This is a genomic window from Gracilibacillus sp. JCM 18966, assembly GCF_055392695.1.
The window spans coordinates 1,236,479-1,258,629 of record NZ_AP043883.1 but is presented as its reverse complement, the minus strand read 5'-3'; the positions used below and the strand labels follow the sequence as shown (position 1 = coordinate 1,258,629).

20 protein-coding genes and 1 pseudogene are annotated in these 22,151 nt (G+C 35.2%); 10 read left to right on the top strand and 11 right to left on the bottom strand.

The features are described 5' to 3' along the window. Positions 1-269: 269 nt before the first annotated feature. Entirely contained in the window at positions 270-878 is a 609-nt protein-coding gene (locus tag ACZ5N5_RS06060; protein ID WP_054788786.1) for a LysE/ArgO family amino acid transporter, read from the bottom strand. Between the two features lie 131 nt (positions 879-1,009). On the opposite strand from ACZ5N5_RS06060, the gene ACZ5N5_RS06055 reads away from it, so the two are divergent. Next, positions 1,010-2,455 carry an aminotransferase-like domain-containing protein gene (locus ACZ5N5_RS06055; RefSeq protein WP_054788764.1) on the top strand — a complete coding sequence of 482 codons (1,446 nt, stop codon included), beginning with the start codon at positions 1,010-1,012 and terminating at the stop codon, positions 2,453-2,455. 127 nt (positions 2,456-2,582) lie between these two features. Here the strand turns inward: ACZ5N5_RS06055 and ACZ5N5_RS06050 are convergent, their stop codons facing one another. The 6 genes from ACZ5N5_RS06050 to ACZ5N5_RS06025 all read right to left on the bottom strand — a co-directional run bounded on the left by ACZ5N5_RS06050 (position 2,583) and on the right by ACZ5N5_RS06025 (position 10,606). Beyond that, positions 2,583-3,998, bottom strand: coding sequence for a PTS transporter subunit EIIC (locus tag ACZ5N5_RS06050; RefSeq protein ID WP_464373450.1), 1,416 nt, complete (start codon positions 3,996-3,998; stop codon positions 2,583-2,585). Then, positions 3,995-6,136, bottom strand: coding sequence for a BglG family transcription antiterminator (locus ACZ5N5_RS06045; protein WP_464373449.1), 2,142 nt, complete (start codon positions 6,134-6,136; stop codon positions 3,995-3,997). The genes ACZ5N5_RS06050 and ACZ5N5_RS06045 overlap by 4 nt, the downstream gene beginning before the upstream one ends. Before the next feature lie 169 nt (positions 6,137-6,305). Continuing rightward, complete coding sequence (locus tag ACZ5N5_RS06040) at positions 6,306-7,313, bottom strand: zinc-dependent alcohol dehydrogenase family protein (RefSeq protein WP_054788759.1); 1,008 nt, start codon at positions 7,311-7,313, stop codon at positions 6,306-6,308. 31 nt (positions 7,314-7,344) lie between these two features. Beyond that, positions 7,345-8,160 carry a carbohydrate ABC transporter permease gene (locus ACZ5N5_RS06035; protein WP_277680192.1) on the bottom strand — a complete coding sequence of 272 codons (816 nt, stop codon included), beginning with the start codon at positions 8,158-8,160 and terminating at the stop codon, positions 7,345-7,347. After that, on the bottom strand, positions 8,157-9,098 hold the full coding sequence (locus ACZ5N5_RS06030; RefSeq protein WP_464373448.1) for a carbohydrate ABC transporter permease: 942 nt from the start codon (positions 9,096-9,098) through the stop codon (positions 8,157-8,159). Before ACZ5N5_RS06030 ends, ACZ5N5_RS06035 begins: the two co-directional genes overlap by 4 nt. A gap of 71 nt (positions 9,099-9,169) precedes the next feature. Continuing rightward, complete coding sequence (locus ACZ5N5_RS06025) at positions 9,170-10,606, bottom strand: ABC transporter substrate-binding protein (RefSeq protein ID WP_464373447.1); 1,437 nt, start codon at positions 10,604-10,606, stop codon at positions 9,170-9,172. Positions 10,607-11,027: 421 nt separating this feature from the next. Here ACZ5N5_RS06025 and ACZ5N5_RS06020 point away from each other — a divergent pair, with 421 nt between their 5' ends. Beyond that, entirely contained in the window at positions 11,028-11,243 is a 216-nt protein-coding gene (locus ACZ5N5_RS06020; protein ID WP_464373446.1) for a helix-turn-helix transcriptional regulator, read from the top strand. 13 nt (positions 11,244-11,256) lie between these two features. Here the strand turns inward: ACZ5N5_RS06020 and ACZ5N5_RS06015 are convergent. Continuing rightward, positions 11,257-12,368, bottom strand: a protein-coding gene (locus tag ACZ5N5_RS06015; RefSeq protein ID WP_464373041.1) for an IS3 family transposase whose coding sequence is annotated in 2 segments (ribosomal slippage) — positions 11,257-12,119 and positions 12,119-12,368 — 1,113 coding nt in all. Because the reading frame shifts where the segments join, the coding sequence is not laid out codon by codon here. Positions 12,369-12,531: 163 nt separating this feature from the next. Here ACZ5N5_RS06015 and ACZ5N5_RS06010 point away from each other — a divergent pair. Together ACZ5N5_RS06010 and ACZ5N5_RS06005 are read left to right on the top strand one after the other, a co-directional pair. After that, complete coding sequence (locus ACZ5N5_RS06010) at positions 12,532-12,981, top strand: competence protein ComK (protein ID WP_464373445.1); 450 nt, start codon at positions 12,532-12,534, stop codon at positions 12,979-12,981. A gap of 220 nt (positions 12,982-13,201) precedes the next feature. Continuing rightward, positions 13,202-13,927: a PmeII family type II restriction endonuclease gene (locus ACZ5N5_RS06005; protein WP_464373444.1), complete on the top strand. Its 726-nt coding sequence runs from the start codon at positions 13,202-13,204 to the stop codon at positions 13,925-13,927. Between the two features lie 16 nt (positions 13,928-13,943). On the opposite strand, the gene dcm is transcribed toward ACZ5N5_RS06005, so the two are convergent. After that, on the bottom strand, positions 13,944-15,245 hold the full coding sequence (dcm, locus tag ACZ5N5_RS06000) for a DNA (cytosine-5-)-methyltransferase (RefSeq protein WP_464373443.1): 1,302 nt from the start codon (positions 15,243-15,245) through the stop codon (positions 13,944-13,946). 889 nt (positions 15,246-16,134) lie between these two features. On the opposite strand from dcm, the gene ACZ5N5_RS05995 reads away from it, so the two are divergent. Beyond that, complete coding sequence (locus ACZ5N5_RS05995; RefSeq protein WP_464373442.1) at positions 16,135-16,650, top strand: hypothetical protein; 516 nt, start codon at positions 16,135-16,137, stop codon at positions 16,648-16,650. A gap of 77 nt (positions 16,651-16,727) precedes the next feature. On the opposite strand, the pseudogene ACZ5N5_RS05990 reads toward ACZ5N5_RS05995, so the two are convergent. Further along, positions 16,728-16,973, bottom strand: a pseudogene (locus ACZ5N5_RS05990) (transposase); the annotation flags it as partial. A gap of 123 nt (positions 16,974-17,096) precedes the next feature. Between ACZ5N5_RS05990 and ACZ5N5_RS05985 the strand changes: the two are divergent. From ACZ5N5_RS05985 to ACZ5N5_RS05970, 4 genes are all read left to right on the top strand, one after another. Continuing rightward, positions 17,097-17,498, top strand: coding sequence for a transposase (locus ACZ5N5_RS05985; RefSeq protein WP_464373441.1), 402 nt, complete (start codon positions 17,097-17,099; stop codon positions 17,496-17,498). 118 nt (positions 17,499-17,616) lie between these two features. Further along, on the top strand, positions 17,617-17,910 hold the full coding sequence (locus tag ACZ5N5_RS05980; protein ID WP_464373440.1) for an IS3 family transposase: 294 nt from the start codon (positions 17,617-17,619) through the stop codon (positions 17,908-17,910). Continuing rightward, the gene (locus tag ACZ5N5_RS05975) at positions 17,894-18,199 is read left to right on the top strand and encodes a DDE-type integrase/transposase/recombinase (protein WP_464373439.1); all 306 of its coding nucleotides are present in this window, start codon (positions 17,894-17,896) and stop codon (positions 18,197-18,199) included. The genes ACZ5N5_RS05980 and ACZ5N5_RS05975 overlap by 17 nt, the downstream gene beginning before the upstream one ends. A gap of 63 nt (positions 18,200-18,262) precedes the next feature. Next, entirely contained in the window at positions 18,263-18,484 is a 222-nt protein-coding gene (locus ACZ5N5_RS05970; RefSeq protein WP_054789281.1) for an IS3 family transposase, read from the top strand. Between the two features lie 329 nt (positions 18,485-18,813). Here the strand turns inward: ACZ5N5_RS05970 and ACZ5N5_RS05965 are convergent, their stop codons facing one another. Further along, the gene (locus ACZ5N5_RS05965) at positions 18,814-20,772 is read right to left on the bottom strand and encodes an AAA family ATPase (protein ID WP_464373438.1); all 1,959 of its coding nucleotides are present in this window, start codon (positions 20,770-20,772) and stop codon (positions 18,814-18,816) included. Between the two features lie 549 nt (positions 20,773-21,321). Between ACZ5N5_RS05965 and ACZ5N5_RS05960 the strand changes: the two genes are divergently transcribed. Further along, entirely contained in the window at positions 21,322-21,783 is a 462-nt protein-coding gene (locus ACZ5N5_RS05960) for a hypothetical protein (protein WP_464373437.1), read from the top strand. The last annotated feature ends 368 nt before the right edge of the window (positions 21,784-22,151 follow it).

Here is a 22,151-nt window from a genome sequence, read left to right as displayed (position 1 = left end):
AATAGTTTGGAAAGCATAGTAAAAGGAGCCAATTAACATACTTGTTTGTTCATTCTTGAACTTTGTAGTGTTCTTGTCTCCACATCAATAATTACTGCCACTTTTTTTTGAGTTAATCCTGGTGCTGTTCTTTGCCTTTTATAATACTAACTAATTAAATATAAAAAATCTGTATTGGTCACTCATATATTTTTCTCTTAAAATGGAATAGCAAAGATGAAGAACTATAATTCATATGTAGTTAAATATACATCATATTAATTAATAAACTAAGAAAAATTATACCCTAAATAAAAAGCCATCCCCCAAATAATCATTGCTGAAATACGATTCACTCGCTTTAACAGCATCCCACTGTTCCCAATCTTCCCAATCCTTCCACCTAGAATCGCTAAAAAGAAAAACCAAATCCAAGAAACTACTATACATGCGATCGTAAAGAGCAGTTTTTCATGACCAGTGTAAGCAAGAGAGCTAGCCCCAATCACACCAACTGTATCTAGAATAGCATGTGGATTAAATATAGATACCGAAGTAGCAAAGGTAACCTGTCGTCTTGCAGAAAAACGTTGTGGATCCTCCGTGTTCGTTGCTTCTGGACTACTTCTCCACATCACAAACCCCATATAGATTAAAAAGAGACATCCAACTAAAAATAACAACGTCGATAGCCACTCCACATTAAATACCACGACCGATATCCCTCTGACAGCCATAAAGATAAGGATCGTATCACAAATCCCCGCAGTAATGATAGCAGGAAAAGCATCTATGAGTTTCTTATGCGTGGCTCCTTGGTTAAAAATAAATACATTTTGGACGCCCAAGGGTAAGATGAGCCCAAACGCCAAAATGATTCCATGAATAAGTGCCTGCATTTTTTCATCCCCCAACTTTTCTTCTAGCATACTTCCTATGTTCTATAATGTCTTCAACCAATTGGATGGTAATTGACCCAACCAATTTGATAGTATAGAAAGAAAGTACAAATAAGATAGAGGGTTGCCTTATGAATGAAATGCAATGGAAGCCACAAAAAGATTCTTCCGAGCCACTACATTTACAAATTTATCATTACTTAAAGCAGAAAATAATGCATGGGGAATGGACCGTAGGAACGAAAATCCCCACCCAAAGGGAAATGGCGAAACAATTCCAGGTAAATCGGAGCACTGTCGTGTATGCTCTAGAAGGTTTGATTGCAGACGGTTTATTAGAAACCAAAGTAGGTGATGGAACGAGGGTTATCAATAATACGTGGAGCTTACTTACTTCAACACCTCCTCCTGATTGGAAAAGCTATGTTTCTTCCGGCATCTATAAGCCAAATATCGATATTATCCAAGAAATTAATCGAGCAGAGGCAGATCCAACATTTATTAGACTAGGAACTGGCGAACTGTCTCCAAGCCTACTACCGAATGATAGAATGAGGAAGATATTACGAACAGGTCACGAGAACCTATCGCTTGGATATGTGGAACCAAAAGGGCTATTATCTCTTCGTAAGACGGTTAGTGAATATTTGAAAACAAAAGGAATGGTAGCATCTCCAGAATCGATTTTAATTGTTTCGGGAGGACTCCAAGCACTCCAATTAATTTCTATGGGACTATTAGAAAGGGGCTCCACCATCCTTCATGAAACACCGTCCTATTTAAACTCTGTTCCTGTTTTCCAATCTGCCGGAATGCATTTACTTGGCGTACCAATGGATCAAGAAGGAATCAAAATAAAGGAAATCGAACGATTAAAGCGACAACATCACGCTGCTTTACTGTACACCATTCCTAACTTCCACAATCCAACAGGTACCTTGATGACGGGAGGAAGGCGCGCGAATCTCTTAAAGGTCTGCCAAAATATATCGTTACCTATTATTGAGGATGATGTTTATGGTGACTTATGGTTTGAAAACCCTCCACCAAAGCCATTAAAGGCAGATGATACACAAGGAAATGTTTTATATATTGGGAGCGTATCGAAGACACTAAGCCCCGGACTACGAGTAGGATGGATTGTTGGACCTGAACCTGTGATAGATCGCTTAGCCGATATCAAAATGCAAACAGATTATGGCTCCAGCTCCTTATCCCAATATGCTGTAGAAAAATGGCTTTCTAGTGGATTATACACAGATTACCTAAAAGAAATAAAAGCAGAATTAATGTATAGAAGGGATTTTACCATTCAACTTTTAAAAGCGTATTTTTCGGAGATCGCTACTTGGAGTATTCCAGAAGGTGGCTTTTATATATGGCTCAAGCTAGAAATAGATATTTCATCGAAGAAGCTGTTTGGACTAGCACTGAAAGAGCATATCTTATTAAATCCAGGGATTGTGTATGATAAGAGTGATGATAAGCATCTTCGGTTGTCGTATTCTTATGCTTCATTGGGGGAGTTAGAGGAAGGATTGGTTGGGTTGGCTCGATTGATTAAGGGGGTATTATAAACAGGATTACTTTTGATGTCTTACCCAGCTAACAACCGCCTTCTGCTTCTATTCACAAATGATTTTAGCTTAAGTTATAATTATATGGAGAAAATATCACAACGAAAAAGGGACAAGGAACCTATCCCTATGTCCCTATCAACTTATTAACTAAATGATCATATTCCTTCATGTCAGTAAAAGTAGGCAGTGGATAGATCGACTTTTTAGGAAACTCCTTTTGAACAGTTTGTAACAGCTTTTGATGACAAATAACTAAATCTGCATACACAGGAATTTCGTCAATCGAGGCATTCTCAACAGTAATGTTATGACTAGTTTGTTCTAGTTTTTTTCTTAGCATGGAAGCCCCCATGGCACTGGACCCAATACCCGCTTCACAAACGAAATAAATCGTTTTTATCTTTTTGTCATTAAAGGAGTTCCTTTCCTCCACTGATTTAATCGAATGAATTTCTTCATTTTGCTTAGTCTCGCTTAATACATCTTCTTTATCTATTTGGTAGAATTCAATAATTGTATTCTCATTTTCAGAAACAGTAGGTGAGTTAGATACGCTTTTTATTAGAATTAAACTTAAACCAAAAGAAATAAGTGCAGAAATTAAAACTGCTAATACGACATAAAGCATATCACTTCTAGGAGCTAACCCGACAAATAGAAAAATACTTCCAGGAGAGGATACAGCAACAAGCCCTACTTTAAACCATTGAAAAACGTAGATTCCAGCCATTCCACCTAAGGCTAGCGAAATAATAAGTCGAGGATTCTTCAATACATAAGGAAAATAAACTTCATGTATACCACCTAAAAAGTGGATATATGTAGCTAATTTCGCTCCCTTCCTTTGCTCCCCCTTTGTTTTCATCCAATAAGCAAGGAGAACCCCTAACCCTGGTCCAGGATTCGCCTCTAACAAGAATAAAATAGACTTACCTAGCTCATTAGCTTGTTGTATGCCTAGAGGTGATAGGAAACCGAAATTTATAATATTATTTAAAAATACTACCTTAGCTGGCTCTATAATAACTGCAGCTAAAGGAAGCCAATGAGAATTAATAATAGATGCTAATATGTCAGTTGTTCGTTCCACTCCAACAGATAAGATCTCGCCAATATAATGATAACTAATTAAAGTAAGGGCAATGGCAACTACTGATGCCAAGACATTACTGATAAGCAGTTCATATCCAACACCAGGGAGCTTTTTCTTAATCATTTGATCTAACTTTTTTATAATCCAACCAGTTAGTGGACCAATTATCATTGCCCCCATTATCGCTGGAACTGTGCTGGAAAGAGTCAAACCAAACGTGACAATGGAGGCAACCACAGCTCCTCTTTGACCACCAATAATTCTCCCACCAGTGTGACTTATCAATATTGGTAATAAAATATGGTAAGCAGGATTGACAATATTCAATATTTCTTGATTATACCACCAGCCATAATCTCCAAATAACTCACGAATTACTCCAACAACTATAATAATAACAATGTTTTGGTATACCATAGCACTCCATATTTGTGCTAATTTCCTCATTGTCTTTGTAACTCCTTTATAGATGCAGTTATTTTTAATTCATAGGCATTTAATAAAATATCCTTCAGTGAATTTCCCACTGATTCTTGCGATCCATTCATAATGGTATTAACAAACTGATCATCTACTAACATTGCCGTAATTTCGCTTATCATCTCTTTATGTTCCTTTGGTGCCTCAACAGGTAAAGCTAACATTAATATTACGTTTATCCTACACAATTCTTCGTTATCGTTTTCCCATAATATTGGTTCTTCCGTGCGATAAATCGCGACAATTATTTCATTAACCCCTTCCGTTTTAGCGTGCATCATGGCCAGGTTCCCTAGCACGAAGCCACCTTGTTCTTCTCTTTTTTCTAAATCAATTGCTATCTTTTTAATATCGCGTACACCCTGATGACTTACTAATAAGCTAGCCATTTGATCGATCATTTGTTCCATTAATCTCACTTCTTGAAACATAACAAAGTTCTTTAAGATTTGGAGTAGTGCTTCGCCATACTTCGCTAATGGAAGTATTGGTGAAGGTTGATGTGAGGTCTGTTCTTCACTTTTCAAAACCAATTGATGCTTGTCAATTTCTATCAGTGCATGTTCAATATCTTTAATATCCTCTTTCTTTAAAAAAGGGGTAACAATCACGATTTTTTCCTCTTGTAAAAAAGGAACATTTACAGTCGAAATGACAATATCAAAGTTTTCATCCTTCTCTAACCACTCTTCAAGTTCTTTTAATGATAACACCGCTTCTACACTAAGATTAGGCATTTCTGTTCGAATTCTTGTTGCTAAATACGTAGAGGACCCTACACCACTTGTACAAACAACAATACATCGATAGGATTGCCTGATTTGCTCATGTTTTCTCAGTTGGGATGCTCCGATATGCATGGCTAAATAACCTACTTCTTCTTCTGGAATATGATAACCTGTTTTTTTAGCTAATAATTCACATGCCTTCTGACAAGCTTGATATATTTCGGGATACATCTCCATTATTTTATCTTGCATTGGATTATGAATTTGAAGCCCATGCTTTAACCGGTTAAATGCAGGTGCAAAATGTGAGAGTAACCCCTCAAAGAGAATCTTATCTTCTATTAGACTTTCATCTAGATGATGTTCTATCGCACGTATAAAACTTTTCGTTAGTTCAATCCATGTAAACTCTTGATTATCATCTTCAAACGGCTTCTTCTGATAATCGATTCTCGTTCCTGCTAAATGAAGCGCAATATAGTTTATCTCTATTCTTGGAATTCTCAGAGACGTCAATTTTTCTAAGCCTTCTACTATTAATACTGCTAATGAATATATCTCCGGATCATGCCAGTCATCACTAGCTATGGTAGTGTCCTCCTCTATCACTTCACCACTTTGGATTCTCTCCAATGCAAGAATAACATGGACAATAAGGTTAACATAATTTCGATCTGTTAGAACGATATGAGGATGTTCAAGAAGTGCGTTTTGTAAAACACGGTCAATATCTAGAATTTTGTCAGTCTGAACAAATTTTAATAAGCGATTACGAATGACTAACCCTAACTTCCCATTCAATCTATCTTCCCCTTTTTTCCCTTGAAATAGTTCTATCCAATCCTCAAAGGTAATATCTCGATGAAGCAAACGAGATAAGATCGTTCTGCGTTGTTGTTCCGTTCCGTCTATGTACACTCCAATTCCTGGAGTCTTTACTATTTCTACCGTATCCTTTTCTAACCATTTGCTTATTTTCTCCAGATCATTACTAATCGTTAATTCCGCTACATCATATTTCTTACTTAACGTATATTGTTTAATAGGTTCTTTCGCAAGCAATAAATCATAAATAATTCCTTCTTGACGTTCACTTTGTGAGTAGGCGTTTAAAATTTTCACCTGTTCTATTGCTTGATTTAACCTTTGTTTATCTTGTAACTCTCCATTTAGTTCAATCCCTTTTCCCATTCTTTTGACTAGTTTCAAATTATAAGCATCGAAATAGGAATGTAACGCTTTCATTTCTCTTTGAATCGTTCGTATGCTTAGCTTAAAGATTTCGGATAATTCTTTATAGGAAATCGGTTTATCCATACTTAATAACACTCTCAACAACTCTCGTTGTCTAGAATTAAGCATCATCGATTGCTGCACTTGAATCCCTCCTAAACGCCTTTTTAGAGAATAATATGATGAAAAGCCACAGAAATATTGTGGCTTTTCGTACGTTTACAGTGAATATAAAATTACAATGCAATAGTCTAAAGGATAAGAGAAATGAACTCATTGGCGAAAGAATGAGCGAATGCGTATTTTTTAAATATTATATTTTGATTTGAACTTTAAGATTGTTCGGATCTCTTGGTCCCTTCAAATAATCTACTGTTTCTTCTAGCGAAATTTCCTTTGAGATTAAATGGTTTAATTGTATTCGGCCTTCCTTCACCCAATGAAAAGCTGGATAAAAGGTATGATTAATAGCCATGGAACCAATTAATGTCCAATCTTTATTATATAACCGAAAAGGGTCTAGTGGTACAGTTGACCCTATTGGTGTCACGCCGAATTGCAAGTATTTAGCCGTTTTGCCCAAGAATCCGAATGCTTGTTCAATTACTTTAGGAATACCAGTAGCATCAATGACGACATCAAATCCATTCGGATAATACTCATCTGATAATTCGTCATTTACATTATCACTTGTAACCACCTTGGTAGCTCCCCATTTTAGAGCCATTTCCAGTTTATCTGGAGAAATATCAACCACTACTAACTCGGATGCTCCGGCCATTTTTACGGATTGAATAAGTTGTTGTCCCATTGCCCCTGCACCAAACATTAGCACCCGATCACCGACTTGAAGCTGTAATCGATTCATACCATGGACGACACAAGCCATTGGTTCAATAAAGGCAGCTTCCGCAAATGTCATAGTATCAGGAATTTTGACAACATTGCTACTTGGAACCTTTACAAATTCCGCCATACTACCGTCAACTGTGTTCCCAAGCGCTCCCCAATTCTCACACTGATTACCCCTATTCGTTAAACAAAATTCACAATGACCACAAAATAAGGAAGGATCTGCAGTTACCCGATCACCTACCTGATATTCTGTTACATTTGCCCCCACTTCCTCCACTACACCAGAGAACTCATGCCCCGGAATAATAGGATATGGTGAAATAAACTCACCTAAAAATATATGAATATCTGTTCCACAAATCCCTACGTTTTTCACACGGATGGTCACATCATTTGGTCCTGGTTTTGGATATGAAACCTCCTTAATGACGGCGTGATTTGGTTTTTCAATAACTAATGCTTTCATAACGATTACCTCCAATTTTATGTTAATACTTTTATCCTTTCACAGCACCCATCGTTAACCCTCTAACAAGTTGTTTCTGTGTCAACCAACCTAAAATTAAAACAGGTAGAATGGCAATAGTAGCTGCTGCTGACATACTTGCCCAGAATAATCCTTCTTGTGTCATGAAAGATGCCATATATACAGGCAATGTAGCTGCTTTATGGTAGCTCAAGGTAACTGCGAAGAAAAACTCATTCCACGCAAATACCATGGATAATAGCGCAGTAGAAACAAGCCCTGGTCTTACTAATGGTAAAACAATCTGAAAGAAACTTTGAATTCCTGTAGCACCATCAATTTGAGCTGCTTCGATAATTTCATAGGATACATCATTAAAGAAAGAACGCATCATCCAGATAATTAAAGGAATATTCATCCCAGCATATAGAATAATTAAACCTGTCAAGGAATCTAATAAATTCATATTTTTAAAAATGAGATATAGTGGGATAATTACACCCGCTATAGGCAAAAAACGAGTAGAGATAATCCAGAACAAAATATCGTCTCTCTTTTTTACACGATACATGGTCAGGGCATATGCTGCTGGTACACCAATTAATAAGGCAATCAATGTGGATACTAAAGTAGCAGTGACCGAGTTTAAGAAATAACCAACTACACCTAAATCCAAAATCATCTGATAGTTTTCTAATGTTGGTTTAAAAGCAATCGTTGGTGGTATAATGACGGCTTCTCCTTCACTTTTAAACCCTGTGATGAGCACCCATAAAATAGGGAAGAAGAACAAGAACGCGAGGAGATAGGTAAGAAAAGTCAATCCACCTGATGTAAGTTTTTTCATGCTTGTTCCTCCTTAAACATCCGTCGTAATACTTTAAACATTAACATCATCATAATGATGGTTAAAATAACTGTAATTACCCCAATTGCTGAAGCTCCTCCCACATCCCAACTTTGGAACCCTGTACGGTACACTAAGAAGGATAGGTTGGTAGACGCAAATCCTGGACCACCAGAAGTGGTTACATAAATTTCACCAAATACTTGTAGGATAAACATTAATCCAAGTAAAACTACTACTTCGATATATCGTACAAGATGTGGGATCGTTACATTAAAAAATTGTTGCAACCGATTTGCTCCATCTAATTGTGCCGCTTCGATTAATTCGATCGGTAATGACTGCAAACCTGCAAGCAGTATCAGCATAAAAAACGGAATCCACATCCATGAAATAATAAAAATAACTGCCAGCAGTGGATTTTGCGTAAACCAATCAAATGGCTCTACTCCAAATAACTCAGCGAAATAAGAGGAGAATCCAAAACTTGGGTTGTAGATCATTGTTTTCCAAATAATACCTGAAACGGTAGGCATAATGAAAAACGGGGATATAAACATGGTTCTAACAATTCCTTTGCCTATGAAGTTTCGATTCATTAATAGCGCTAGTAATAAGCCGCATACAAAACAAATCGTTAGTACCGATATCGTTAAAATTAACGTGTTCATTGCCACTTCATAAAAAGAAGGTGTACGTAAAGCTTTCATGAAATTTGCAAACCAAGTAAAGGATACGCCTTTATCCGGCCTCATTAGATTCCATTCTTGAAAGCTATAATAAATGGTAACAATAAACGGAATTTGGGTTGCAATGATAAGATAGATGACCGTTGGTAGTAATAACCTTTTCACTGGAGGGTTATTTAGGGCTTTTCTTTTCTGCTTAGATACCCTTCTTGGTTTTAATTTTTGTTGAACAGCCTCATTTTGATTCATGATTCACTCTCCTCAGCTTACATTTAGAATAGTAAGAAGAGGATCCTGCAATCCCCTTCTACTATACTGCCCTACTCTTTATAACCGCCTTCCTCAGCCACAGCTTCTGCTAGCTTCTGGGCTTTATTCATTGCTTCTTCTACTGTGACATCCCCCGCAATGGCAGATGCGATATGCTGGCTTACTTCTGTCCCTAGCTCTTGGAATTCAGGAATAACCACATATTGCACCCCTTCATACGGAACCGGATCCACTGTTGGCTGTTCGTAATCTACTCTTTCAATTGCGTCTAATACCATTTCAGCAAATGGTGCCGCTTCTTGATAGTTTGGATTTTCATAAGTTGATGTCCGTGTTCCTGATGGAGCAACAACCCAGCCTTCCTTTTCACCAACTAACTCAATATATTCTTTACTTGTTGCCCACTTGATAAATTCAAAAGCAGCATCCTTGTTTTTACTTGCAGATTCTATTGCAAGTGACCATGCATAAAGCCATCCTGTATGTTCTTTTTCCATTTTAGGTGCAAATGCATATCCGATTTCACCTACAACCTGAGAGTCATCAGGGTTGTTTAAGAAACCTGCTGCAACAGTCGCATCGTACCACATAGCAGTTTCTCCTGTAGACATTAATGTTAGCGCTTCTGTAAACCCTGTATTAATTGCTCCAGGCTGTCCTGCATCTTGAATTAAGTCAGCATAGAATTGAACTGCCTCTACCGTTTTTTCACTGTTTAATTGTGCATTCCAATCCATGTCATACCAAGAACCTCCGAACGCATTGATAACCGTTGTTAAAGGTGCCATTACTTCACCCCAACCAGGTAAACCTCTTAACGTTATACCAGGCTTTCCAGTTTCCTCCTTGATCGTTCTAGCTAGTTCTCCAATTTCTTCCCATGTAGGCTCTAATGGCATTTCTAGTCCAAGCTCTTCAAAGATTGTTTTATTGTAGTAGAGCATACTACTTTCCCCATAGAATGGTAAGGCGTATTGCGTATCCTCATACGAAAGTGCATCTCTTAGTACTTGGAACACATCTTCCATGTCATATGCTTCTAATTCATCAGCATCTAATTCCTCGAACATCGGAGTTAATGGTTCAATCCATCCATTTTCCGCCCAAATTGGTGTATCGTAAGTACTTATTGTGACAATATCAAATAGTCCTGCTCCAAGTGCCACATCTTCTGTTACCTTTTTACGAAGGTCATTTTCAGGTAAAACAACAAATTCTACGTTAATTCCAGTCTCCTTTTCAAAAAACTCCTCTGTCATTCTCTGCATAATTTTCATATCTGGGTTATTTACTGTTGCAACAGTAAGTGTATCACCATCTGACCCAGTTTCCGATTCGGAATCAGTTCCCCCATTTGAATCTTCCGTTCCGGTACTTGGACTACCTGATGGTCCTGTTGCATTATTAGGAGAACTCGTATTACATCCTGCTAAAATCAATGTTGGCATAATGACCATGACAAATATTAGACCCCAAAATTTCTTCATCAATTTCCCTCCTTATTTTTGATCGCGCTTACATTTTTAATCATAGCAAATTACCTATTACCTTTGTCATGCGACTTGTCATATTTTTGTCACAATTAGTTGGTGACAAAATTTAATCCACTTCCTTTATAACAGATTCGCGGTCTTTCTTTGCTAAGTTTAAAGGCTCAGAGTTGACGTGTTTTCTCCTATTTGTTATCAGCTAACTGCACTTTGAGAATGAAGGCATTCCCCATCTATTTAAGTAATAATTTTAATCCATCACTCTTGTTTTATTCGAAGCATAGCCTGTGAAAAACGAGCTATTGCAGAACAAGTAAGAGTTAAGCTCCTACCTCCCCAATACGTGATACTCCACGTGTTAACCCAAAATCATTTCCATGATAATAGATGAAAAGGGATAATGAGGGGTAAAACTGTGGTGTATCACGATAATATTGAGGGAAAAATACTTGGGTATTGCATCAGACAATTCCGAGAGAATTTAAAAGCAGAGGATCCAAAATGGACGCAAGAATATGTTGGCAGACTTGCTGGGATTGATGAAAGGCACTATGGCAAAATTGAACGTGGTAAATACCCTCAAACCTCATTTCTTACGATAGCTAAAATAACGAAAGTGGTATGTCAACACTAAATCGAACAAATTTTTAAAGGTTGATTAACTTGTATTCAGTCGGTGTTAAATAATTTAATGATCCGTGAATTCGAATGTGGTTGAACCAGTGAACATAATCAAAAAGTTCAAGGTCCAGTTCGTATTGGTCAGTAAAATAAGCCCCTTTGACAAACTCTGTTTTGATGGTTTTGAAAGTAGCTTCTGCCACGGCATTGTCATAGGGTGTTCCTTTTTCGCTTAGTGAGCGCTCGATGCCAAACGTTTCTAATGCCTGATCGATCAACTGGTTCTTAAACTCACTTCCTCTATCGGTGTGAAACAATTCAAGCTGATGTAGATTGTATGGGACGGATGCAAAGGCACGTTGAACTAAGGCAGCACTTTTGTGAGGACCTGCACTGTGTCCAATAATTTCACGATTATATAAATCTACTAACACGCAAATATAATGCCATTTCTGCCCAACTCTTACATAGGTTAAGTCACTTACGACTACCTTTAGTTCCTGGTCCTGGTCAAACTCTCGATTAAGCATATTTCCTGCTTCTGACTCGTTACAGGATGATTGGGACGGCTTAAATTGAGCGACGGTATATTTAGAAACAAGTCCCTGTTCTTTCATGATTCGTCCGATCCGACGTCGGGACACGGTCCAGCCAAGCTTCTTCAACTCCACTTTTATCTTTCGTTGACCATAATTTTGGCGACTTTTCTTAAAAATGTCCACAATCAGATCGATTAATTCATCCTCTTGGTCATCACGAGTCTTAGCTTCATAATAGTACGTACTTCTGGCAATTTGCAGGACGCCGCACATTGCTGATACTGAGTATTTGTGACGGTTATTGCGGATCACATCTACTTTCGTCCCATGATCAGCGCGGCTTGCTTTAAAATGTCATTTTCCATGGCCAGTTTTTGATTTTCTTTCCGAAGTTTGATTAACTCTTCTTGTTCCGGTGTGCGATTGTCTTTTTCCTGAAACGATCCATTATCATGATACTGGCGAACCCACTTATCAAAAGAAGAAGGTGTCAATTTATATTCTCTAATAATCTCCGCGCGGGGTTTACCGGAGGCATGCAACTTTACCATTTGCTCTTTGAATTCTTTTGAAAAAGTTCTTCTCGCTCTTTTGGTCATTTTAAACGCTCCTCGGTTTGTATTTGAACCAAGTCTAACTGACCTTAACTAACTTGTCCAACTAAGTGTAACCGATTCAAAGCACTAAATTGCTCTCTAGATACCCTTTTTGAAAATTACGAAAGAGAACTTTTAGCATATAAGAGAAGAACTGGTGAAGTAGATGAGGAATAATTATCGAATTACGCCAGATACCATGGCCATTTTCCCCTTGTATGATGCAAAGTATCAATCTTCTATACTTGAATATGATCAAACCATCTCAAGTGAAGAAAAACCAATCGAAATTATCAAAGAAAATTGTTTACACTACGGATCTAGCTATCATGGACGGAAAGTAGCTGTACAACATCATTTAGAATTCAGGCAGAAAATCCCCATCCCCATACAATCTACCAAAAATATCTATACTTTTCCTACACAATCCTCTACATCGTTTGATTGTATTTGGTTATTTTTTCATGCTATTAAACATATAGAAAATAGAGAACAACTGTCCACTATCACCTTTATTAATGGTCAAACAGTGAATATCGAGACGTCGTATTACACGATTCAAAAACAATATAATCGAGCTGGGATGGTTAAGGTGTTAATGGAGCAGTTGATGTAGGATGAGAATTCAGTATAGCTCGAAATAACTTTAGTTATATTTATACTATGGTACTCTTTCCAAAAAGTCTGTAGCTTCTCTAGTCATGTTATTCTATTTAAATAGGAAAACACGGGCTAATCGCCATAATATAGAGGAAGTCTATTTTAACCTCACTTGTTAATAGGTATAGAAAATTAAGGAATTTTCATATAGACTAGTATAAAAAGGGGGGTACATATTGACTAGAGAAAATGAAATAATCATTGAAAAAGCAAAAGTGTTTTTCAGGGAAGAGATTGCAAAGAGCCATGCAAGGAACACAAAAAAGTTAAAACGTCTTAAAGAATTTTCTTTGAACCCATTTTTGGACAAGTACAAAGCCAATTTCCTAACTGGCAATGACGACCCTGAGAGTATTGCAAGGGCACTTGTTTATGCCCGGGTACTAGGAACATCAATCAATACTACTTTTGGAACTAAGATTCAAAAGTTTTGTAGTGATGTTCTTGAAGGCTTTTCTTCCACCACTTCAGGAATTGACCTCGAATTTATTGATAAGATTGACGGCAGAAGAAAATGGTGTCAGGCAAAAGCAGGAACAAATACTATCAATGCAGATGATGTAGAAACGGTTAAAAACCACTTTAAGGACATCAAAAACCTCGCTAGAACAAACAATATGAACATAGGGTTTAATGATTTAATTGTGGGTGTTTTTTATGGTTCTCCTGAAGAAATGAGTGGGCATTACAAAAGAATTAATGAAGATCATCCAGTTATTGTTGGGGCAGAATTTTGGCATAGGCTGACTGGTGAAGAAGACTTTTATAAAAGACTTACCGACGGCATTGGTGAAGTTGCTAAAGAAATTGACGGTTCTCAAATGATTGAAGAAGTTATTGAGGAACTTTCAAAGGAAATTGAAAGAGAACTAAAGGAACAGGAAGCAATTGATCAAGATTAGTAGGCAAGGGGTGCAATTATGCATCCCCTTTTTCTATTTGATTCAAAGTATGGATGACTGAAAGTCCCAAAGCTTTTGCCATATTTACTGGAACCGCATTTCCTATCTGTTTATATACATTGTTCATAGACCCTTCAAATTTCCAATCATCAGGGAAACTTTGGATTCTTGCATATTCTCTAACGGTAAATGGTCTAGTTTCTTCAGGGTGGCAACGTTCTGTTTGTTTTTGTGCAGGGGAACAAGTTAGTGTTAATGAAGGTTCATCCCATGACAACCTTCTTGCCATTCCTGTTCTTCCACCACCTGAATAATAACTTTTACCCATATATTCCTTTGCTATATCATCAGGCAAATCTCTCCAATATCCACCCGCAGGGACTTTTTCTAATACCTTCCTTTTAGACTCGGGATATTTTGCTCCTTCTGATTCAGGAACGTCTTTTAAAATATCCCCCAAAGTAAGTTCATATCCATAGGGTTTAGGGAATTGATAGAATATATTATATTTTTCAGCTAAGTCTTCCCTTATACCCACAATAACAATTCTTTCTCTTTTTTGGGATACATCATAGTCAAGTGCTTTTAATACTTCCCAATCAACCTTATATCCAATTTCAACAAATGCATTAAGCATTGTTTCTAATGTCTTTCCACCATCATGATTCACTAGCCCTCTTACATTCTCAGCAAGGAACATTTTTGGTTGTAGTTCTTCAATGATTTTTGCAAAAGGGTGGAACAATGTTCCCCTGGTGTCTTTTAAGCCTTTCTTTTGTCCTGCATAACTAAAAGCCTGGCAAGGATAGCCACCTGAAACAAAATCTATTTCCATTGAAGTATTAATATAGTTTTTTATTCCTCTTTCAGCAACTTCAACAATATCTTCTTCGATAACTTTCCAGTTCGGTCTGTTCTTTCTCAAAGTTTTACACGCATACTTGTCAATTTCAACAGCACCTACCGTTTCAAAACCAGCCATTTCTAGCCCTAGTGCTAGCCCTCCTGCACCTGCAAACAACTCAATTCCGTTAAAGGTTTTTACTGGTTTAATATCCCTAACTTCTACAAATCTATCATTTGTTGTATTATCATCTAGGTCTAATTCCATTTGTTCAGTTTGCACTATTTCATCAAATGGAACTCCTAATGTTTCACAAAGAAGATTTGCATTAGATTTAATAGGGCTGTATTTGGGACTAAGTACCATTGATAATTGATTTTTAGTTATATTCATTTTTTCTGCTAATTCTTTTTGTGTTTTTATCCCTGAACTTTTCATATGTTCACGGACTTTTTCCTTGCTTATTGTGTACATTTATGATATAACCCCCATCCTAAGTTAAATAAATACTTTAACTTTTATATGGGTTATTTTATAGAACGCCCCTCCAATAGTCAATAAATATCTATTAAGTTTTGATAGAAAGTTAGTCTTCAATAATAAACTTAATTCCAAACATTCAAGTAGTAACTATCTTCAATTTCCACTACTACGGATGAGCCGTTTATATACTGAAGCGCTATTAGTTCCCTATTTAGAATAGCTTGTCAGATTCTAAATCTTTATTAACAAGCTAGTCAGTTATTTTCTATGTCCTCTTATTGATTTTTGAAAGTTCTTGTTGTTATATTTCTTGCAGATCAGGGAATTTTTATAAATTTCCCTTCAATTTCTTTCGCAAGATAATTGTTTTCCTTTTATCAGGCTATCTAGTAACGCTTTCGCACTAGATACTGATACTTGTGGCATTGTGGCACCCATTTTAAAAAACTCATTTATCTCAGATCCTTATGAATAATTGTAATGTTAGATAAATTTCCATTCCCTTGAATTTTTTATCTGTGCCTTATTAAGAACAGTTATATGGCATCATCTGTGCAAGACTATTTTCATATCTCCTAATTATAGATGGTGGTTTCCTCATTTTGATATAATGATAAAGTTAGCAAATAGGAAGTGCTGTAATGGCAATACATAATATAAATACTGATTTATTATGAGATACAATGGGAAGGAAATCACAAGGAGATATAACAAACAACTTGAAGAAATGTGTCTACAGTTACTGGTAACTATTATAGAAAGATTGAAAAGAATGAATAAGCCTTATGGATTGCATGGGACACAACACTTGAAGTCTTATACGAAAAAGTTTATGAAACCTTTTTAAGAGAATTAAGAAATAAATAAATGGGGGATATTTATGGAAAATAGTATTAGAGAAGTATTTAAAAAAATGGATGATTATGAATTGGTAGGAGTTTATGGAGAATGGCTACATGAATTAAAAGGCAGAAATATGATAAGAACCAATAATGTAGTTGGTGAACTGGGAGAGTATCTAGCAATAAAGTACTATCAAGATACCCCTGGATTACCAAAATTACAAGAAGCTCCTATTGGAACACAAAACATTGATGCCATTAGTATTAAAGGAGATAGGTATAGTATAAAAGCAACTTCAGGAAATGTTACAGGGGTGTTTTATGGATTAAACGACCCTGACAATATTGAAAAAGAAAAACAGAATTTTGAGTATGTTATTATAGTTCTTTTTAACAAAGATTTTACTTTAAAGACTATCTTAGAAATGGATTGGGAAACATTTTTAAAGCATAAAAGATGGCATAAAAGAATGAGGGCATGGAATTTATCAGTAAATAAACAATTAACAGATGAATGTAAAGTGATTTATCAAGCAAAAGAAGTTGATACATAATGAAATGTAACTGCTTCGATGTTGCGTTGAAAGCGTTCCAAGAGATAAAAAGCAAATAAAAGTACGTTCCCATTTACTTCAAGTTCTTTCGTTCGTAAATACAAGACTTTTAGAAGAGCGTTCTCGTCTGAGAATGCTCCTTTCTTCGTCACTTTTCTAAAGCTGGAATGTATACTTTCTACGACATTTGTGGTGTACATGATTTTGCGTATGGCACTTCCATAATCAAATAGTTGTTCCACACGAGAGAAGTTTCGTTTCTAAACGTCAATCGCTCCAGGATAAGTAGACCATTGTTGTTGAAAGGATTCAAATGCACTATGATCTCTACCACTCCTTTAGCTTTATGTTTTTATTTTACCAAACTGTGTGAGTAAGAAACCGTACGCATTTCGGTACCGACCCCCGAAAGTTAGAGTAGAAAACTAACTTTTGGGGGTATTTTTATGGAAAAATATAGTGAGGAATTTAAAATAAAACTTGTCAACGAGTATCTATATGGCAACCTAGGATATAAATCATTGGCCAGAAAATATAATATGGGTAGTGAAACATCAATCGTTGAATGGGTGAAAGTGTATAAGTCTCAGGGGATGGATGGGTTAAAAAGAAGGCAAACTAGGGATATGTATCCTGTTCAATTTAAATTAGATACGATACAATTTATGTTAAAGACAGGGGCTTCTTTCTTAGAAACTGCTGTTCAATTTAATTTGAACAACCCTTCCTTAATTAGACGCTGGATGAAGGAATTTAAGGAACAAGGGCTAGGAGGTCTGAAACCAAAGGGGAGACCTTCTATGTCTAGAAACCCAACAAATCAAAGAATAAAGAAGAGACAAAATTAACACGTGAAGAAGAATTAGAACGTGAGAATGAACTACTTAGACTAGAAAATTCGTATCTAAAAAAGTTGAGAGCTTTTCGGGAAAATCCGAGTGCCTTCCACGAAAAGCACAAACAAAGTTGGCATTCGAACTCAAAGAAGAAGGGTTCCGATTAAAAGATGTTCTCCTTGTCGTGGGCATCCCAGAAGCAACCTATCACTATCATATAAAAAACTTTGGGAAAGAAGATTCGGACACAGAACTAAAACAAATCATTACTGACCTATTTACGAAGTTTCATGAACGTTATGGATATAAACGTATCACAAAAGAATTAAATAGATTAGGACATGCTATCAACCATAAAAAGGTGTATCGCATAATGCGAGAATTTAGATTTAAAATGTGTGAAATTTATGAGGAAATCTCGTAAATACAATTCTTATAAAGGGAACGTTGGAAAAGTAGCAATAAATCGATTATCCCGCCGTTTTAGCACACCTATCCCTCTTCAAAAATTAGTAACAGACATTACTGAATTAAAATGTCTAGGCGAAGAGAAGTTATATTTAAATCCGATTCTTGACCTTTATAACGGTGAAATTATTGCTTATGAAATCAAAAAACGCCCAACGTTAGATCTTGTCATGGAACCTTTAAAAGAAACGATAGAGATAATAAAGAATCGTGCAACCTATCGCACCCCCATCCATTCCGATTAAGGATGGCATTACCAACACCATCAATGGGTGAGGACATTAAAGGAAAATAAGATATTCCAGAGTATGTCACGTAAAGCAACCTGCGCAGATAATGCTTCAATGGAGAATTTCTTTGGAATCTTGAAACAAGAAATGTATTATAGGGAAGAATTAGTAAGATATGAAGAATTAAAAAGACGGATTGAAGAATATATTTACTGGTACAACCATGAACGATTAAAAGAAAAATTGGCTGAACTGAGTCCAGTTGAATACCGAACTCAATCCAGCCTATCAGCTGCATAACAAAAACTCTAACTATTGGGGGTAAACACCTTCTTACTTACACAGTTAATATTACACTCCCTTCAAATAATTGCTCCGCATGGGAGAAGGATCGCTTCAAAACGTCAAGTAGCTTCTGGATAAGGTAGGCTATTGTTGTTGAAAACTTAACATGCACTATGACATACCTTTAGACTTAGCTTATATTACATATTATACTCCCATTACACTAATTTACATCTCTAGCACTCCCTTTTTACTTCTATTCCAATTACTTTTTACTAAAGTCACTATAAAACAAGTTATCCAACCACTACTACGATTTAATTTTATCTTGGATGGTAAGCACCTTATTCCTCAATATATTTTTTTATTATATTGAATAATTCTGGCAAATCGCCTCGCTCTTTAGCAGTATAATTTTTAGCAATTAAGTATTTATTATAATGGTTATCAAGAAATTCAAATATCCGCTTTTTATCATAATAATGAACTAATTCAATTGGTTCTAAAATAGAATATTCCTCACCTTTTACTCTTGATGAAGTAGAACCTTCTTTATATTTAAACTTATTAAAAATAGTTTTTAATTCGTCATCAACTGAAGTACTAATTACTTCCTTAACAGAGTTATAATATTTTAATGGATTCAAACAATCTTCCATCTCAGTTGGGCTATAATATCCAGCTTTCGATACTGCTTGCAACTTTATATTTCCATTTTTCTCACTTTGAATTCTAGCTAATTTTAATTTACCTTTTATATCACTGCTTATTTCTAAATCATGCATTATATCATCGGTATCTATTAAACATAGCACTCTACTCTCTATTGCCTTTTTTTCATCTTTTTCCAAAAAAGGAGTGAATAAATATCGATACACTTTTATTACATTTCCACATCCACCAACACTTAAAAATCGAAGGTTCTCCACTTCATCCAAATAGTGAGTTAAATAAAGTTTGTCATCGCTACCCTCACAAATAATCCAATGACATTTATCTGACCTAATAGAACTTAAAATAGATGCTGTAAGATCAAAATAACTCTTCATTTGTATATCTTCAGGAAGAGAGCCTCTCTTTTCAAAATAATTATTTAAATCAAATGTATTTATAAAAACATTATTCTCTCCCTCAACCTTGTGTTCCAAATGTTGAATGTTCCCTACACTTGTGATAGGTAGAGAGCCATACCAATGGGTTGTTAACAATACTTGATTTTTACCTACCAAATTATGTAGTCTACTAAACTGTCCAAATGCTTTAGAAATATGCAAAGAATTCTCTGGTTCATCTATTGCTAATATCACTTTTCTTTTACTAGTGCTAGGTTTATTCTGTAAAAATGCAGTTGCAATATCTATCAATGCTATTCTTTGTTCCCCTGAACTTAATTCAGAAATCTCTTTTTTACCTTTTTTTAGAGTTCTAATAGAAAAATATGCTTCTAGTATTCGATTTCTCACATCTAAAGGTGTAAGGTTCTTTTTAAAACCATGCTCTACTTTATAAGCATAGCTTTCATCTATTAATCCTATAGTTTGATTTATCGTATTCATATATTCATCTAAGTTAGAGTTTAAATATTCCATTAAACTAACTTTTTTTGTAGTTCCATTTTTTTTTGTAAAGGTTTTTTCATTCAATATATTATCAATTTCATCTAATATGTCTGTACTCATTAAATCTTGCATTTCTTTATTTTCAATTTTTATAACTTCGCTGGTTATAGATTCAACTGGTATATATATGTAAGAATAGTATTCTCTTAGAGAATTAATTAACATAGTGTCTCGATAGTCAATACCAATTTCTCTTAAACTACTTTCTAGATGTGTTGTAAATGTACTATAGTAAATTTTTGATTTTTCTGTATAGTTTATACCTAAAATAAAAAATAAATAGCTCTCTTTCCCGTATCTATATTTCAATTCATCCCGGAATTGAAAAAACTTTTCAAATTCCTCATTATTTTTTAAATTTGCATTCGCTTCATCTGTTATATCCCAAAAATATTCACTTAATTTTAATAAGATCTGGTAATGATTCTCACTAATATTTTCTCTAATTTCTTCTTTTTTAATTAGGAAAACAGGTGCAATAAACGCTTCATCAGATTTAGTACTTTTGGTTCTATTCCAATAGCCATTATTAAAAAAAGTGTTTAAACCTTCCAATACTGAACTTTTCCCAACAGCATTATTCCCTATAAATAATGTAAAAGGATTTTCATAATCATTACAGATTGGTATAAAGTTTAATCCCTGATAAATTTTATAATGCCTACAAAGAAGCCCTACTATCATACATTTCACCTCTACTATTTTAATTATACTGATATTTTAACAAAAACTAGATATTAATAGATAGAATTATCTACTAAATAAGCGTGAAATGTTGTAATCTATCAATAAATCAGTCTTTTTTCACCCCCTAATATATACTGTTTATTAAAAAAATGTATCATTTGGGCCAGAGTAGCAAGTAGTCCTCTCTTAGGAGAGATACCAAACAACAATTTACTAGTATTATTTAGAAAACCTATCTTATATTATAACTACCAAAGATAATATAGCTTAATATTAAGTTTTATTAGGATTAATTAGATATAATACCAAATAAACTTTCTTATGTATTTTATTTTTATTCTATGTTATCTTAATTATGAGGCGAATAGTGTAATGGTTAACACTGGCACCTAAAGTTCATCCGTATAAGCACTCTTTAGGTAAGCTTGTCGGTAAAACCCTTGGATGGGGTTTTCTGCTTCTGGGTTCGATTCCCAGTCGCCAAAAGGTATAAGGTATAGTTAATTTGTAACTTTTGGCGACCAGGAATCAATATGGGAGGAATATATGTATAAAAAACATTGCTCCAATCTGAGACAAATAAACTACTCTATTAAGGAACTGGAAAATTCTATTAAATATTCTATAAAGACCAATAGTTCAATAGCTATTACTACTTATACAAATATTCATTCATTTCTAACCGGTGCATGGATAGAAGTCAGTCTATATAAATTGGTTTATGAACAGCAATTTAACGAAACTGATCGCAGACTTATCTTAACTAATAATAGTTTGAGTTTAGAAGAAAAATGGAAGAACACTTTAAACCTATCCTTTTCAAAAGCATTTGGAATTGATTATACAAAGTTCGGAATTTCTTCAGATAATGTTAAATCTAAGCTATCGAGAACCCAACAGTATTGGTTCGAAGATTTACATGAATTTATCGAAAATGATTTAAATACTGTCGTTAAAATAAGAAATAAGATTGCTCATGGTCAATGGGAATTTGCTTTTAATACTTAGTAACTGCAATTAATCCAGCTGCTCAAAAAGAGATACGAACAAACCATTACTTTAAATCTAAATTACGTCTAGAAACAATTAAAGTAATAATAGAAATGATCCATGACATTTCTGTTTCCCCAAAAACTTTTATAAGAGATTTCGATAATCACTTTAACAAAATTACCCAAATTAAAACTAGGTATACTGATGAATTATATCATAGGAATATTGAGGTAATGCGAGAGAAATTTAGTAGAGCTGAATCTTGGATAAGCAGAAACAAAAAAATCAACATACAATAAAGGATGGGATGATTACAGGACAAAGATTATTTTTAACCCTATAGTCATTTTTTAATCAAGAATTAATCGAAATACCTCATTTAC